This window comes from Streptomyces sp. NBC_00727, from assembly GCF_045161745.1.
Taxonomy (GTDB): domain Bacteria; phylum Actinomycetota; class Actinomycetes; order Streptomycetales; family Streptomycetaceae; genus Streptomyces.
Genome location: NZ_CP108981.1, coordinates 4,476,788 through 4,489,344, shown reverse-complemented (window position 1 = coordinate 4,489,344; position 12,557 = coordinate 4,476,788). Strand labels below are relative to the sequence as shown.

The following is a 12,557-nucleotide window of genomic DNA, read 5'->3' as shown; positions in this document are numbered from 1 at the left end:
TGGTGCGGGCGCGCGGCTACTCGGTGGCGGGGCGCTGATGCGCGGGAGCCGGGACGACTCGTCCCGGCGGTGCCCCCGCCATCTCCCCCAACCCCACCAGCTCCAGCAGCGCCCGCAGTTCAGGGGGTGTTCCGCGTAGCCGCAGTTCGCGGCCGTTCGCTCTGCGGGCTGTGAGGGACAGTCGGGCCAGGGCCTCGATCGTGGTCAGGTCCGGGTGGACGGCGGCGCTCACGTCGCAGTGCGCCGTTGCCGTCGGCGCGGCGGCCAGGGCTGTTCGCAGTTCGGCGCAGAGGCGGGGTACATCGGCCCGGGTGAGGTGGTCCGGGAGGACGACGGCGGCCGCCGGCTGCTCGGGGTTCATGTCCAAGGAGACCGGCGGCGCGCCGAAAAGTCATCGCACCGGGATCAGGCGATGCGCTCCCGGACCACCGGGGTCGCCGTGAACGGGGTGCCCGCCGGCTCGATGTCGTACGCGTCCGGAAGCGCCTTGAGGGCGTAGTCGAACTTCTCCGGGGTGTCCGTGTGCAGCGTCAGCAGCGGCTGGCCGTCGGTGATCTCGTCGCCGGGCTTGGCGTGGAGCTCGATGCCGGCACCGGCCTGGACCGGGTCCTCCTTGCGCGCGCGGCCCGCGCCGAGGCGCCAGGCGGCGACGCCGATGTCGTAGGCGTCCAGGCGGGTCAGGATGCCGGAGGAGGACGCCTTGATGACGTGCTGCTCGCGGGCGACCGGGAGCGCGGCGTCGGGGTCGCCGCCCTGGGCGGAGATCATGCGGCGCCAGACGTCCATGGCGGAGCCGTCCCGGAGGGCCTTCTCCGGGTCGGCGTCCTTGAGGCCGGCCGCGTCCAGCATTTCGCGGGCGAGGGCCAGGGTGAGGTCGATGACGTCCTTGGGGCCGCCGCCGGCCAGGACCTCGACGGACTCGCGGACCTCGAGGGCGTTGCCCGCGGTGAGGCCGAGGGGGGTGGACATGTCGGTGAGCAGGGCGACCGTGCGGACGCCGCTGTCGGTGCCGAGGGCGACCATGGTGGAGGCGAGCTCGCGGGCGTCGTCCAGGGTCTTCATGAAGGCGCCGGAGCCGACCTTGACGTCCAGGACCAGGGCGCCGGTGCCCTCGGCGATCTTCTTGGACATGATCGAGCTGGCGATGAGCGGGATCGCCTCGACGGTGCCGGTGACGTCGCGCAGCGCGTACAGCTTCTTGTCGGCGGGGGCGAGGCCGTCGCCCGCCGCGCAGATGACCGCGCCCGTGGTGTCGAGGACGTCCAGCATCTCGGCGTTCGAGAGGTGGGCGCGCCAGCCGGGGATGGACTCCAGCTTGTCGAGGGTGCCGCCGGTGTGGCCGAGGCCCCGGCCGCTGAGCTGCGGGACGGCCGCGCCGCAGGCGGCGACGAGCGGGGCGAGCGGGAGGGTGATCTTGTCGCCGACGCCGCCGGTGGAGTGCTTGTCCGTGGTGGGGCGGGAGAGGCTGTCGAAGTTCATCCGCTCGCCGGAGGCGATCATGGCGGCGGTCCAGCGGGCGATCTCCGTACGGTTCATGCCGTTCAGCAGGATCGCCATGGCCAGCGCGGACATCTGCTCGTCGGCGACCTCGCCGCGGGTGTACGCGTCGATGACCCAGTCGATCTGCTCGGGTGTCAGCTCGCCGCGGTCCCGCTTGGTGCGGATGACGGAGATGGCGTCCATGGTCTGGCGTCCTTCCGGCCGTTACGTACAAACGCGTGGGTCCCGATGACTCTACGCGCATAGAGGGAGAAAGAGGCGCCGGGTGGGCCCGGAAGGGGACCACCCGGCGAGGGGTTCAGCCGAGGTGCGACGGGCCGAAGGCCTGGGGCAGCATCTCGTCCAGGGTGCGCAAGCCGTCCGGGGTCTCCAGGATCAGCTCCGGGCCGCCGAACTCGTACAGCAGCTGCCGGCACCGGCCGCACGGGACCAGGCTCTCGCCGGCCCCGTCCACGCAGGTGAAGTGGGTCAGCCGGCCGCCGCCCGTGGCATGCAGCTGGGAGACCAGGCCGCACTCGGCGCACAGCCCGATCCCGTACGAGGCGTTCTCGACGTTGCAGCCGGTGATCGTACGGCCGTCGTCGACGCGGGCGGCGACGCCGACCGGGTAGCCGGAGTACGGGGCGTACGCCCGGGACATGGCGTCCCGGGCGGCGGTCCGCAGGGCGTCCCAGTCGGCCTCGGTGAAGGGCGGGGGCGTCACTTGCCCTGGCCCTTGCGGTAGCGCATGCCGTCCGCCTTCGGCATCCGCAGCCGCTGCGCGGAGAGCGAGAGGACGAGCAGCGTGACGACGTACGGAGTGGCGCTGACGAACTCGGTGGGCACGCTGTCCGTACCGAGGTACCAGACCAGGACGACGGCCGCGATGACCGCGCTGACGACGCCCTGCAGCCAGCTCCTTCGGTAGAGCTTCCACACGGCGAGGCCGACGAGCACGACGAACAGCAGCAGGAGCAGCGCGTGGACGGACTCGCCGCCGTTGCGCAGCTGGAGCGCGTCGGCGAAGCCGAACAGGCCCGCGCCCATGGCCAGTCCGCCGGGGCGCCAGTTGCCGAAGATCATCGCGGCGAGACCGATGTAACCGCGCCCGCCGGTCTGGCCCTCGTTGTAGATGTGCGAGGTGACCAGGGAGAGGAAGGCGCCGCCGAGCCCGGCGAGCCCGCCGGAGACGATCACCGCGGCGTACTTGTACGTGTAGACGTTGACGCCGAGCGATTCGGCGGCGACCGGGTTCTCGCCGCAGGAGCGCAGCCGCAGGCCGAACGCGGTCTTCCACAGGACGAAGAAGGTCCCGATGAACAGGACCACGGCCAGGATCGTCAGCAGCGAGAGGTTGGTGACGAGGCCGCCGAGGATGCCGGCCAGGTCGGAGACGAAGAACCAGTGGTGCTTCTCGATGGAGTGCAGCCAGTCCGAGAGGCCGGGAATCGTCACCGAGGTGATCTTGTCGGCCGGCGGGGACTGCTTCGGTGAGCCACCCGCGGCAGCCGCGTCGCCGGTGTTGAACCACAGCTTGGCGAAGTAGGTGGTGAATCCGAGCGCCAGGATGTTGATCGCGATGCCGGAGATGATGTGGTCGACGCCGAAGGTGATGGTCGCGACCGCGTGGAGCAGACCGCCGAGCATGCCGCCGACGACACCGGCGAGTACGCCGAGCCAGGGGCTGGTCTGCCAGCCGGCCCAGGCACCGAAGAAGGTGCCGAGGATCATCATGCCTTCGAGGCCGATGTTGACCACGCCGGCTCGTTCGGACCACAGGCCGCCGAGACCGGCGAGGCCGATCGGCACGGCCATGGCGAGCGCGGCGCTGATCTGGCCCGCCGAGGTGACGTCCTGGGCGCCGGTGATGGCGCGCACGGCGGACAGCGCGAGCAGGGCGCCCGCGATGATCAGCAGGATGACGGGGAACGAGAGGCGGGAACGGCCGCTCTTGCCGCCGGTGACCTTGGGGGCCGCCGGGGGCGGGGTGGAAGTCGCCGTGGCGGTCACGCCGACACCTCCTGCTGGTCGGAGTTACGGGCGGCCTGTGCGGCGAGTTCCGCGCCGACCTTGCTCTGCTGGCGCTTGAGTCCGTAGCGGCGGACGACTTCGTAGGCGATGACGACGCACAGGACGATGACGCCCTGGATCACGCCGACGATCTCCTTGTCGTAGCCCTCGAACTCCAGCTTTCCGGTGCCGCGCTCCAGGAAGCCCCAGAGCAGCGCGCCGAGCGCGATGCCGACGGGGTGGTTGCGGCCGAGGAGGGCGATGGCGATGCCGGTGAAGCCGATGCCCACCGGGAAGTCGCCGCTGAACTCGTGGCTGTCGTTGAGCAGCGTCGGCATGCCGATGAGGCCGGCGACGGCGCCCGAGATGAGCATCGAGGTGACGACCATGCGGCGGACGTTGACACCGCTGGCCTCGGCGGCGGAGTCGGACTGGCCGACGGTGCGCAGGTCGAAGCCGAAGCGGGTGCGCGAGAGCGTGAACCAGTACGCGATGCCCGCGGCGACGGCGACGACGATGAAGCCCCAGACGGGTGTCGGCGTCGTCGGGAACTCGAAGAAGTGCGAGGACTCCGGGAGCGGCTTGGTGGAGATCTTGGTGCCGGCCTCGTCGAGGTGGCCGAGGCGGTTCTGCTGGAGCAGGTAGCCGATGACCGCGGTGGCGATGGAGTTCAGCATGATCGTCGAGACGACCTCGCTGACGCCCCGGGTGACCTTGAGCAGACCGGCGATGCCGGCCCACATGGCGCCGACGATCATCGCGGTGAGGATGATCAGCGGGATCTGCAGGGCGCCGGGCAGGGTCAGGGCGCCGCCGAGCGCGGCGGCGAAGAAGGCCGCGAGGCGGTACTGCCCGTCGACGCCGATGTTGAAGAGGTTCATCCGGAAGCCGACGGCCACCGCGAGACCCGCGAGGTAGTACGTCGTCGCCTTGTTCAGGATGTAGACCTGGCTGTCCGACTTCAGGCCGTAGTCGAACATGATGCCGAAGGCGTTGAACGGCTCCTTGCCGGTGGCGGCGAGCACGAGTGCCGTCACCAGGAAGGCGACCACGATCGCGAGTACGGGGGCCGCGATCCCCAGGAGCAGGCGCTCCTTGTCGATCTTCTTCATCGGTCCTCTCCCCCTTCGCGGGGGTCGGTGTCGTCGTCCGTGGCGGCGGAGGCTCCGCCTTCCTCCGGCGCTTCGAGGTGGCCGCTGGCCGCGCCGGTCATCGCCGAGCCGAGCTCCTCGGGAGTGATGGTCGCCGGGTCGGCGTCCGCGACCAGGCGGCCGCGGTACATGACGCGCAGGGTGTCGGAGAGCCCGATCAGCTCGTCCAGGTCGGCGGAGATCAGCAGGACCGCCAGGCCCTCGCTGCGGGCCTCGCGGATCTGGTCCCAGATCTGGGCCTGGGCACCGACGTCCACGCCCCGGGTGGGGTGCGCGGCGATCAGCAGCTTCGGCGCGTGGCTCATCTCGCGGCCGACGATCAGCTTCTGCTGGTTGCCGCCGGAGAGGGAGGCCGCGGTGACGTCGATACCGGGGGTGCGGACGTCGTACTCGCGCACGATCCGCTCGGTGTCGGTGCGGGCGGCCTTGATGTCGAGGAAGGCGCCCCGGCTGTTGGGGCGCTCCGTGACGTGGCCGAGGATGCGGTTCTCCCAGAGCGGGGCCTCCAGGAGGAGCCCGTGCCGGTGGCGGTCCTCGGGGATGACGGCCATGCCGCCCTCGCGGCGCTTGCGCGTCGGGGTGCGGGAGATGTCCGCGGCGTCAAGCGTGAGGGTGCCGGCGTCCGGGGTGCGCATGCCCATGATGGCGTCGACCAGTTCGGACTGGCCGTTGCCCTCCACTCCGGCGATGCCCAGGACCTCGCCCTTGTGGATGGTGAAGGTGATGCCGTCGAGCACGGCGCGCACGGCGCCGTCCGGGTCGGTCGCGGTAAGCCGCAGGCCGTCGACGGTGAGCATGGGCGTGTCGGTGACCGTCGACTCGCGGGTCTCCGGGGAGGGCAGTTCGCTGCCGACCATCAGCTCGGCGAGCTGCTTGGTCGTGGTGTTCTCAGGGTCGGCGGTGCCGACGGTGGTGCCGCGCCGGATGACGGTGATCTCGTCGGCGACCGAGAGGACCTCGCCCAGCTTGTGCGAGATGAAGATGACGGTCAGGCCCTCGGCCTTGAGCTCGCGCAGGTTGTCGAAGAGCGCGTCGACCTCCTGCGGCACGAGGACGGCGGTGGGCTCGTCGAGGATCAGGGTGCGGGCGCCCCGGTAGAGGACCTTGAGGATCTCCACGCGCTGGCGGTCGGCGACGCCGAGGTCCTCGACCATGGCGTCCGGGCGGACGCCGAGTCCGTACGCGTCGGAGATCTCCCGGATCTTGGCGCGGGCCCGGTCGCCGATGCCGTACAGCTTCTCGGAGCCGAGTACGACGTTCTCCAGGACGGTGAGGTAGTCGGCGAGCATGAAGTGCTGGTGCACCATGCCGATGCCGCGGTCGATGGCGTCGCCGGGGTTGGAGAACGAGGCCTGTTCGCCGTCCACCGCGATGGTGCCCTCGTCCGGCTTCTGCATGCCGTACAGGATCTTCATCAGAGTGGACTTGCCGGCGCCGTTCTCGCCGACGAGGGCGTGGACGGTGCCGCGGCGCACGGTGATGTCGATGTCGTGGTTGGCCACGACCCCGGGGAACCGCTTGGTGATGCCGCGGAGCTCCACGGCATGGGGACTGCTGGACGCGTTGATGGCGCACTCTCCTTGGCAGGAGCGGAGGGCGGGGGCGGTGAGGACGGGAAGGCGGTGGACGGCGGGTGGAGCGGTGTGCGGCTCGTGGGGCGCGGGAGTGCGTACGGGGCGCGGCGGAAAACGTATCGCGCCGGGCCGGTCCCAGTCCCGACGCTACGCGCGTAGCGTCGCCGAATCGTTGGCCACCTGATCACAGGTGGCCCGCACCCCGCCGGGGGTACGTGAATCGGGGCCCGGGACGGGCGGCCGAAGCCGCTCGTCCGGGCCCCGATCGACGGGTGGATCAGGTCGTGGTCTTGACCTTGATGGTGCCGTCGACGATCTTCTTCTTCGCCTCGTCGAGCTGGGTCTGGATGTCCTTGAGGTGGTCACCCGTGGGGGTCAGGCTGACGCCGCCCTTGGCCAGCGAGTACGTCTGGGTGCCGGTGATCGGCTTGCCGTCCTTGACCGACTTGACCAGGTCGAAGACGCCGGAGTCGACGTTCTTGACGACCGAGGTCAGGATCGTGTCCGCGTACTTCGCCAGGGCCGGGTCCTTGGCCTGGTCGGAGTCGACGCCGATGGACCAGGCGCCCTTCTTCCCGGCGACGGCCTCGATCGAGCCGGCGCCCGAGCCGCCCGCGGCGGCGAAGATGACGTCGATGCCCTTGTCGAGCATGCCCTTGGCGGCGGCCTTGCCCTTGTCGGGGCTGCCGAAGCCGGAGAGGTCCGAGCCGGTGGACAGGTACTGGATCTGCACCGTGGCCTTGGGCTTGGTGTCCAGGACGCCCTGGCGGAAGCCGGCGGCGAACTTCTTGATCAGCGGAAGGTCCACACCGCCGATGAAGCCGACCTTGTCGTCCTTGGACTTCAGCGCCGCCGCGACACCGGCGAGGTAGGAACCCTGCTCCTCGGTGAAGACGATGTTGTCGACGTTCTTCGCGTCGGAGACGGAGTCGACCAGGCCGAAGCTGACCTTCGGGTACTTGGGCGCGATCTTGTCGACCGCCTCCTTGTACGCGAAGCCGATCGCGATGACCGGGTTGTAGCCGCCCTCGGCGAGCGACTGGAGCCGCTGGTCGCGGTCGGCCGAGCTCTCACCGGTCTTGGCGGTGAGCTCCTTCGTCTCGGCGCCGAACTCGGCCTTGGCCTTGTCCAGGCCGCGCGCGGCGGAGTCGTTGAACGAGTTGTCGCCACGGCCGCCGACGTCGTAGGCCATGCCGATCTTCATCTTGCCGTCGTCCGAGCCGCTACTCTCGTCGGACGACTCGCCGCACGCGGTGGCGGTGAGAGCGAGGGCCGCGGTGACGGCGATCGCGGCGCTGATCTTGGATACGCGGCGCAAGGGAAGGCTCCTTCAAACCTGACCGAAGCGCCTCTTCCGGCGCTGGTTTCGCGGCGATCGTAACGCGCGTAGATGTCAGATAAAGCCCTGTACGGAAGCCGTTACCGGATCGTCGTGAACGGGGGGCGACCTGACCGGTTACGGATGGTTGACGTGGAGCAACGCGGAAGCGGTGAAGAGCTCCACGCCGACCGTGATCGCCTCCTCGTCGACGTCGAAGTTGCCCCGGTGGAGGTCGAGTCCGCGCGTGTCGCCGGGGGTGCGGACCCCGAGGCGCGCCATGGCCCCCGGGACGTGCTCCAGGTACCAGGAGAAGTCCTCGCCGCCGAGGCTCTGCTCGGTGTCCTCGATGGCGTACGGGCCCCGGCGGGCGGACATCGCGCCGGCCAGGAGGTCGATCGCGGCGGCGTCGTTGACCACGGGCGGGACGCCGCGGACGTAGTTGATCACCGTCTTGGCCCGGTGCATTCCGGCCACCTCGTCGATCGCGGCGTGCACCAGGTCCGGCGCCTCGCGCCACGCCTTGAGGTCCAGGCAGCGGACCGTGCCGGAGAGCTCCGCGTGCTGCGGGATGACGTTGCAGGCGTGACCGGTCTCCAGCCGCCCCCAGGTGAGCGCGAGCCCGGACCGCGCGTCGACCCGGCGGGCCAGCAGCGCGGGCACCTCGGTGGCGACCTTGGCGGCGGCGGTGACCAGGTCCGTGGTCAGGTGCGGGCGGGCGGTGTGGCCGCCGGGTCCGTCCAGGGAGAGCTCGAGACGGTCGCAGGCGGAGGTGATCGCGCCGACCCGGAGGCCGATGCGGCCGACGTCGACCTTCGGGTCGCAGTGGACGCCGATGATCCGGCCGACGCCCTCCAGGACCCCGGACTCGATCGCGTCGGGCGCGCCGCCGGGCAGCACCTCCTCGGCCGGCTGGAAGATCAGCCGCACCGGGTTGGGCAGCAGCCCCTGCCGGTCCAGCTCGGCGAGGACCAGGCCGGCGCCGAGGACGGTGGTGGTGTGGATGTCGTGGCCGCAGGCGTGGGCGCGGTCGGGCACGGTGGAGCGGTACGGCACGCCGGCCTTGGTGTCCGGGATGGGCAGCGCGTCGATGTCGGCCCGGAGCGCGAGCATGGGGCGCGTGTCCTCCCCGCGCGTCCCGACGTCGCAGATGAGCCCGGTCCCGGAGGCGAGCACCCGTGGGGCGAGGCCTGCGCGCTCCAGCCGGGCCTTGATCGCCGCGGTGGTGCGGAACTCCTGATTGCCCAGCTCGGGGTGCATGTGCAGGTCCCTGCGGAAGGCGATCAGCTCCGCGCGCAGGGCGTCGGAGAGGGCGCCGGGCAGGTTCTCGCCCTGGGACGGGCCGGCTTCGGACTCGGGGCAGATCAACTGGCTCACCTTTTGAAGGGTAAGCCTGTTCCCTCCTCAACTGACCATGAAACAAGAAAACTTCAGCCACATAGGCGAATATTTGGCCGCGTCTCGGCGTGTGGGACGCGAACAGGATGGGTAGACTGCCCGGCCCCCGCGCCCCGCCCACCAGGCGATCGTCAGCCCGTCAGCCCCCGGCGCACCGGGAAGAGCCCCATTCCTATGCACAGGGCCCCGGGCGCCAGCAGGTCCAGGCTCATGGCCATCATCACGACCCCGGCCAGCACCAACAGCGGGGACCATCCCGGGACCTCGCCCCGGCGGAAGAACGCGAGCAGGGTGACGAGCGCCAGCAGCCCCAGCCAGAACAGCATCGGCAGCACCGTGTAGACGACCGGCATCACACCGGGCACGTCCTGCACCTTCTCGAACATGTCGCTCATCGCCTGATCGTCCGCCGCGAGGAACCCCACCACCAGGTCGATCACCGCCTGGACCGCCACGGCGGCCGTCCCCAGCAGCCCGAGCCCGGCCGCCACCCGGACGCCGGCCCGTCTCCCGCCGCGCTCCCCGGCCGGCAGCCGTAGGCCCAGGAACACCGGGACGAACGCGAGCACACCGGCCAGGAACAGCACGTGCGCCGCCGACCACCACACACCGGGCCCGTAGTCGCCGACCGCCCGCCCGATGAGCCGCACCACTCCGTATCCGGCCATCAGGGCCGGGCCTGCGAGGAAGGCGGTCATGGTGGTGGCCCGCTGAGGCTTCGTCAATTCCCGTGTCTGCATGCCTCAATGATCGACTTCAGCCAGCCCGACGGCTATCGGGGACACCCCTGGAGCGCCCCTGACAAGAACCCTGCGGTACCCAGGGTCAAAGACGAACCGCATCAGGGTTTGGCCGCTCCCCCTGCGACGGCCGCGCCGGACGCGGACCCGGGAGCCGAGCACGGCGACGCATCACGGAGTATGCTTAGTCCAGCGGTTAGTCCACTCCCGCACCCACCCCCGTGAGGCAGTCGTGGAAGCAGCTCGTCAGTACAACGTCCATGAGGCCAAGACCCACCTCTCGCGCATCCTGGAGCAGGTGGCCACCGGCGAGGAGGTGGTCATCTCCAAGGCCGGAGAACCGGTGGCGAAGGTGGTACCGCTGAGGGCCCGGGTGGCCCGGACCGGGCGGGGCTCGCTGCGCGGGCAGATCAGCATCGGCCACGACTTCGACGAGCTGCCTGACGACGTGGCCGACGCCTTCGGGATGCGCTGATGAAGATGCTGCTCGACACCCACGTCGTCCTGTGGTGGCTCGGCGACTCCCCCGAGCTCACCGAGGAGGTCAAGCACCTGCTGGACACGGAGCCGTCGGTCTTCGTCAGCGCGGTCACTCCGTGGGAGATCTCGATCAAGCAGTCCCTCGGGAAGCTCGACGGACCGACGGACCTCGCGGAACGGGTGCGGGACAGCCAGTTCACCTCGCTCCCGGTCACTGCGGGACACGGCGTCCGGGCGGGCAGGCTGCCCGAGCACCACCGCGATCCCTTCGACCGGATACTGATCGCGCAGGCACAGACCGAGGGGATGACCATCCTGACCCGCGACAAGTGGATCCCCTCCTACGACGTCCGGGTCATGCCCGTCTGACCAGGACGTCGCCCCGTCCCCTCACGCCTCCGACGTCACCGCCGGAACCCGCCACGGCGCCAGGCGGTGGACGTCCCGGGCGGTCTCAGTGACCCCGCTCAGGAAGCCCTGCGCCCGCGGGGACGCCGTCTCGTGGAGCCATTCCGGGGCGATGTCGCAGACCGCGACCTTCACCTCGGTGCCGGCCAGCGCGAGGGGCAGGGTGTGGACCACGGTGGACGGGAAGCTCAGGACCGTACGGCCGATGGGGCCGCGGCGGGCGATGAGCTCCAGAGGGAGGTCGGGGCGGACGATCTCCAGGCCTGTGGCCGCCTCCAGGGCGTGCAGCTTCTCGGTGGACTCGCGGCGGTGGGCGAAGTAGCGGGTGGCGCCGTGCGTACGGGCGAGGGCGCCGACGGCCTCCAGGTAGCGGGCCCGGTCCACCACGCCCGTCTCGACCAGCGAGGTGCCGACCAGGTCCGCGCCCTTGGTGAGCGTGGGCGGACCGAAGCGGGTCCGGGTCCAGGAGAAGGTGTTCGGGATCAGGGTGACGCCGGGCGGCGGGATCACGGGCATGGCGGTGAACAGCTCGACCTCGCGCGCCGCCGAGGGGGTGAACCGGCGCCGCGCGGTGGCCGTCACCGGGGCCAGGGCCAGGCCGCGCGGGTCGAAGCCGCCGCGCCGGTGCCACCGCACCAGGCGCTCGCCCCGGGTGAGCTGGGCGACGAACTCCATGGTGGCGGTGCCGTCGTCGACCACGGTGAGGCGGCGGGGGCGTACGAGCGACAGCAGCAGCTGTACGTACCGCGAGAACGGGTCGCCGATGACGATGTGGTCGGCGTTGCGGACGAGCCGGGTGAGGGCGCGCAGCGACTTCACGGGGGTGCCCGAGTCGCCGCGCGCCTCCTGCCAGCGCACGGTCATGCCCTCGTCGCGGGCCAGCTCCGCCATCCGGCGCAGCTGACCGCGCGACATCGGGTCGACCGGGGGGAGGACGACGACGGTGACGTCCGTGAGGACGCGCCCGCCGCCTCCCTCGGTGACGGCCCACTCCAGGACGTTCAGGAGCTGGACCGGGCTCTCGACGAAGGCGAGGTTCACCGGCCGGCCCGTCAGACCGCGACCGGCTCGGCGGCCGGGGCCGCCGCGTCGCTCTCCGCCACGACGCCCGGGACCCGGCGGAGCTTCTTCATCGGGCCGAGCTCGGACTCGTACACCTTCTTGACGCCGTCACCGAGGGAGGCCTCGATGGTGCGGATGTCGCGGACGAGGCGGGTGAGGCCCTGCGGTTCGACGGACGCGGCCTGGTCGGAGCCCCACATGGCGCGGTCCAGGGTGATGTGGCGCTCGACGAACGCGGCGCCGAGGGCGACGGCGGCGAGGGTGGTCTGGAGGCCGGTCTCGTGGCCGCTGTAGCCGATCGGGACGTTGGGGTACTCCTGCTGGAGGGTGTGGATGACCCGCAGGTTCAGCTCCTCGGCCTTCGCCGGGTACGTGGAGGTGGCGTGGCAGAGCAGGATGTTGTCGGAGCCGAGCACCTCGACGGCGTGCCGGATCTGGCGCGGGGTGGACATGCCGGTGGAGAGGATCACCGTGCGGCCGGTGGCGCGCAGGGTGCGCAGCAGCTCGTCGTCGGTGAGCGAGGCGGAGGCCACCTTGTGGGCGGGGACGTCGAACTTCTCCAGGAAGGCGACGGCCTCGGTGTCCCACGGGGAGGCGAACCAGTCGATGCCGCGCTCGGCGCAGTGCTCGGAGATGGCCCGGTACTCGCTCTCGCCGAACTCGACGCGGTGGCGGTAGTCGATGTACGTCATGCGGCCCCAGGGGGTGTCGCGCTCGATGTCCCACTGGTCGCGCGGGGTGCAGATCTCCGGGGTGCGCTTCTGGAACTTGACGGCGTCGCAGCCGGCTTCGGCGGCCACGTCGATCAGTGCGAGGGCGTTGTCGAGGTCGCCGTTGTGGTTGATGCCGATCTCGCCGGTGATGTAGACGGGGTTGCCGGGGCCGGCGGTGCGGTTGCCGAGGGTGCGCAGGCGGGAGGTGCTCATGAGGGTGTTCC

General features: G+C 70.9%; 13 protein-coding genes. 2 read left to right on the top strand and 11 right to left on the bottom strand.

Features of this window, described 5'->3' with window-relative positions; all coding sequences use genetic code 11:
• Positions 1-16 precede the first annotated feature (16 nt).
• The 9 genes from OG242_RS20390 to OG242_RS20350 all read right to left on the bottom strand — a co-directional run bounded on the left by OG242_RS20390 (position 17) and on the right by OG242_RS20350 (position 9,670).
• On the bottom strand, positions 17-361 hold the full coding sequence (locus OG242_RS20390; protein WP_405899524.1) for an STAS domain-containing protein: 345 nt from the start codon (positions 359-361) through the stop codon (positions 17-19).
• Between the two features lie 44 nt (positions 362-405).
• Positions 406-1,683 carry a thymidine phosphorylase gene (locus tag OG242_RS20385; RefSeq protein WP_405899523.1) on the bottom strand — a complete coding sequence of 426 codons (1,278 nt, stop codon included), beginning with the start codon at positions 1,681-1,683 and terminating at the stop codon, positions 406-408.
• Between the two features lie 115 nt (positions 1,684-1,798).
• Entirely contained in the window at positions 1,799-2,203 is a 405-nt protein-coding gene (locus OG242_RS20380) for a cytidine deaminase (protein ID WP_405899522.1), read from the bottom strand.
• Complete coding sequence (locus OG242_RS20375) at positions 2,200-3,489, bottom strand: ABC transporter permease (RefSeq protein ID WP_405899521.1); 1,290 nt, start codon at positions 3,487-3,489, stop codon at positions 2,200-2,202. The genes OG242_RS20380 and OG242_RS20375 overlap by 4 nt, the downstream gene beginning before the upstream one ends.
• A complete protein-coding gene (locus OG242_RS20370; protein ID WP_405899520.1) occupies positions 3,486-4,601 on the bottom strand; it encodes an ABC transporter permease in 1,116 nt (371 codons plus the stop codon). The genes OG242_RS20375 and OG242_RS20370 overlap by 4 nt, the downstream gene beginning before the upstream one ends.
• Complete coding sequence (locus OG242_RS20365) at positions 4,598-6,181, bottom strand: ABC transporter ATP-binding protein (RefSeq protein ID WP_405899519.1); 1,584 nt, start codon at positions 6,179-6,181, stop codon at positions 4,598-4,600. Before OG242_RS20365 ends, OG242_RS20370 begins: the two co-directional genes overlap by 4 nt.
• A gap of 310 nt (positions 6,182-6,491) precedes the next feature.
• The gene (locus tag OG242_RS20360) at positions 6,492-7,532 is read right to left on the bottom strand and encodes a BMP family protein (RefSeq protein WP_405899518.1); all 1,041 of its coding nucleotides are present in this window, start codon (positions 7,530-7,532) and stop codon (positions 6,492-6,494) included.
• 138 nt (positions 7,533-7,670) lie between these two features.
• On the bottom strand, positions 7,671-8,900 hold the full coding sequence (locus tag OG242_RS20355) for an amidohydrolase (RefSeq protein ID WP_405901669.1): 1,230 nt from the start codon (positions 8,898-8,900) through the stop codon (positions 7,671-7,673).
• Positions 8,901-9,061: 161 nt separating this feature from the next.
• On the bottom strand, positions 9,062-9,670 hold the full coding sequence (locus OG242_RS20350) for a hypothetical protein (protein WP_405899517.1): 609 nt from the start codon (positions 9,668-9,670) through the stop codon (positions 9,062-9,064).
• Between the two features lie 232 nt (positions 9,671-9,902).
• Here OG242_RS20350 and OG242_RS20345 point away from each other — a divergent pair, with 232 nt between their 5' ends.
• On the top strand, positions 9,903-10,145 hold the full coding sequence (locus OG242_RS20345; RefSeq protein ID WP_405899516.1) for a type II toxin-antitoxin system Phd/YefM family antitoxin: 243 nt from the start codon (positions 9,903-9,905) through the stop codon (positions 10,143-10,145).
• Positions 10,145-10,519, top strand: a complete 375-nt coding sequence (locus OG242_RS20340; protein ID WP_405899515.1) for a type II toxin-antitoxin system VapC family toxin — start codon at positions 10,145-10,147, stop codon at positions 10,517-10,519. Before OG242_RS20345 ends, OG242_RS20340 begins: the two co-directional genes overlap by 1 nt.
• 21 nt (positions 10,520-10,540) lie before the next feature.
• Here the strand turns inward: OG242_RS20340 and OG242_RS20335 are convergent, their stop codons facing one another.
• Entirely contained in the window at positions 10,541-11,599 is a 1,059-nt protein-coding gene (locus tag OG242_RS20335; protein WP_405899514.1) for a hypothetical protein, read from the bottom strand.
• A gap of 11 nt (positions 11,600-11,610) precedes the next feature.
• The gene (locus OG242_RS20330) at positions 11,611-12,546 is read right to left on the bottom strand and encodes an N-acetylneuraminate synthase family protein (RefSeq protein ID WP_405899513.1); all 936 of its coding nucleotides are present in this window, start codon (positions 12,544-12,546) and stop codon (positions 11,611-11,613) included.
• Positions 12,547-12,557: the final 11 nt, after the last annotated feature.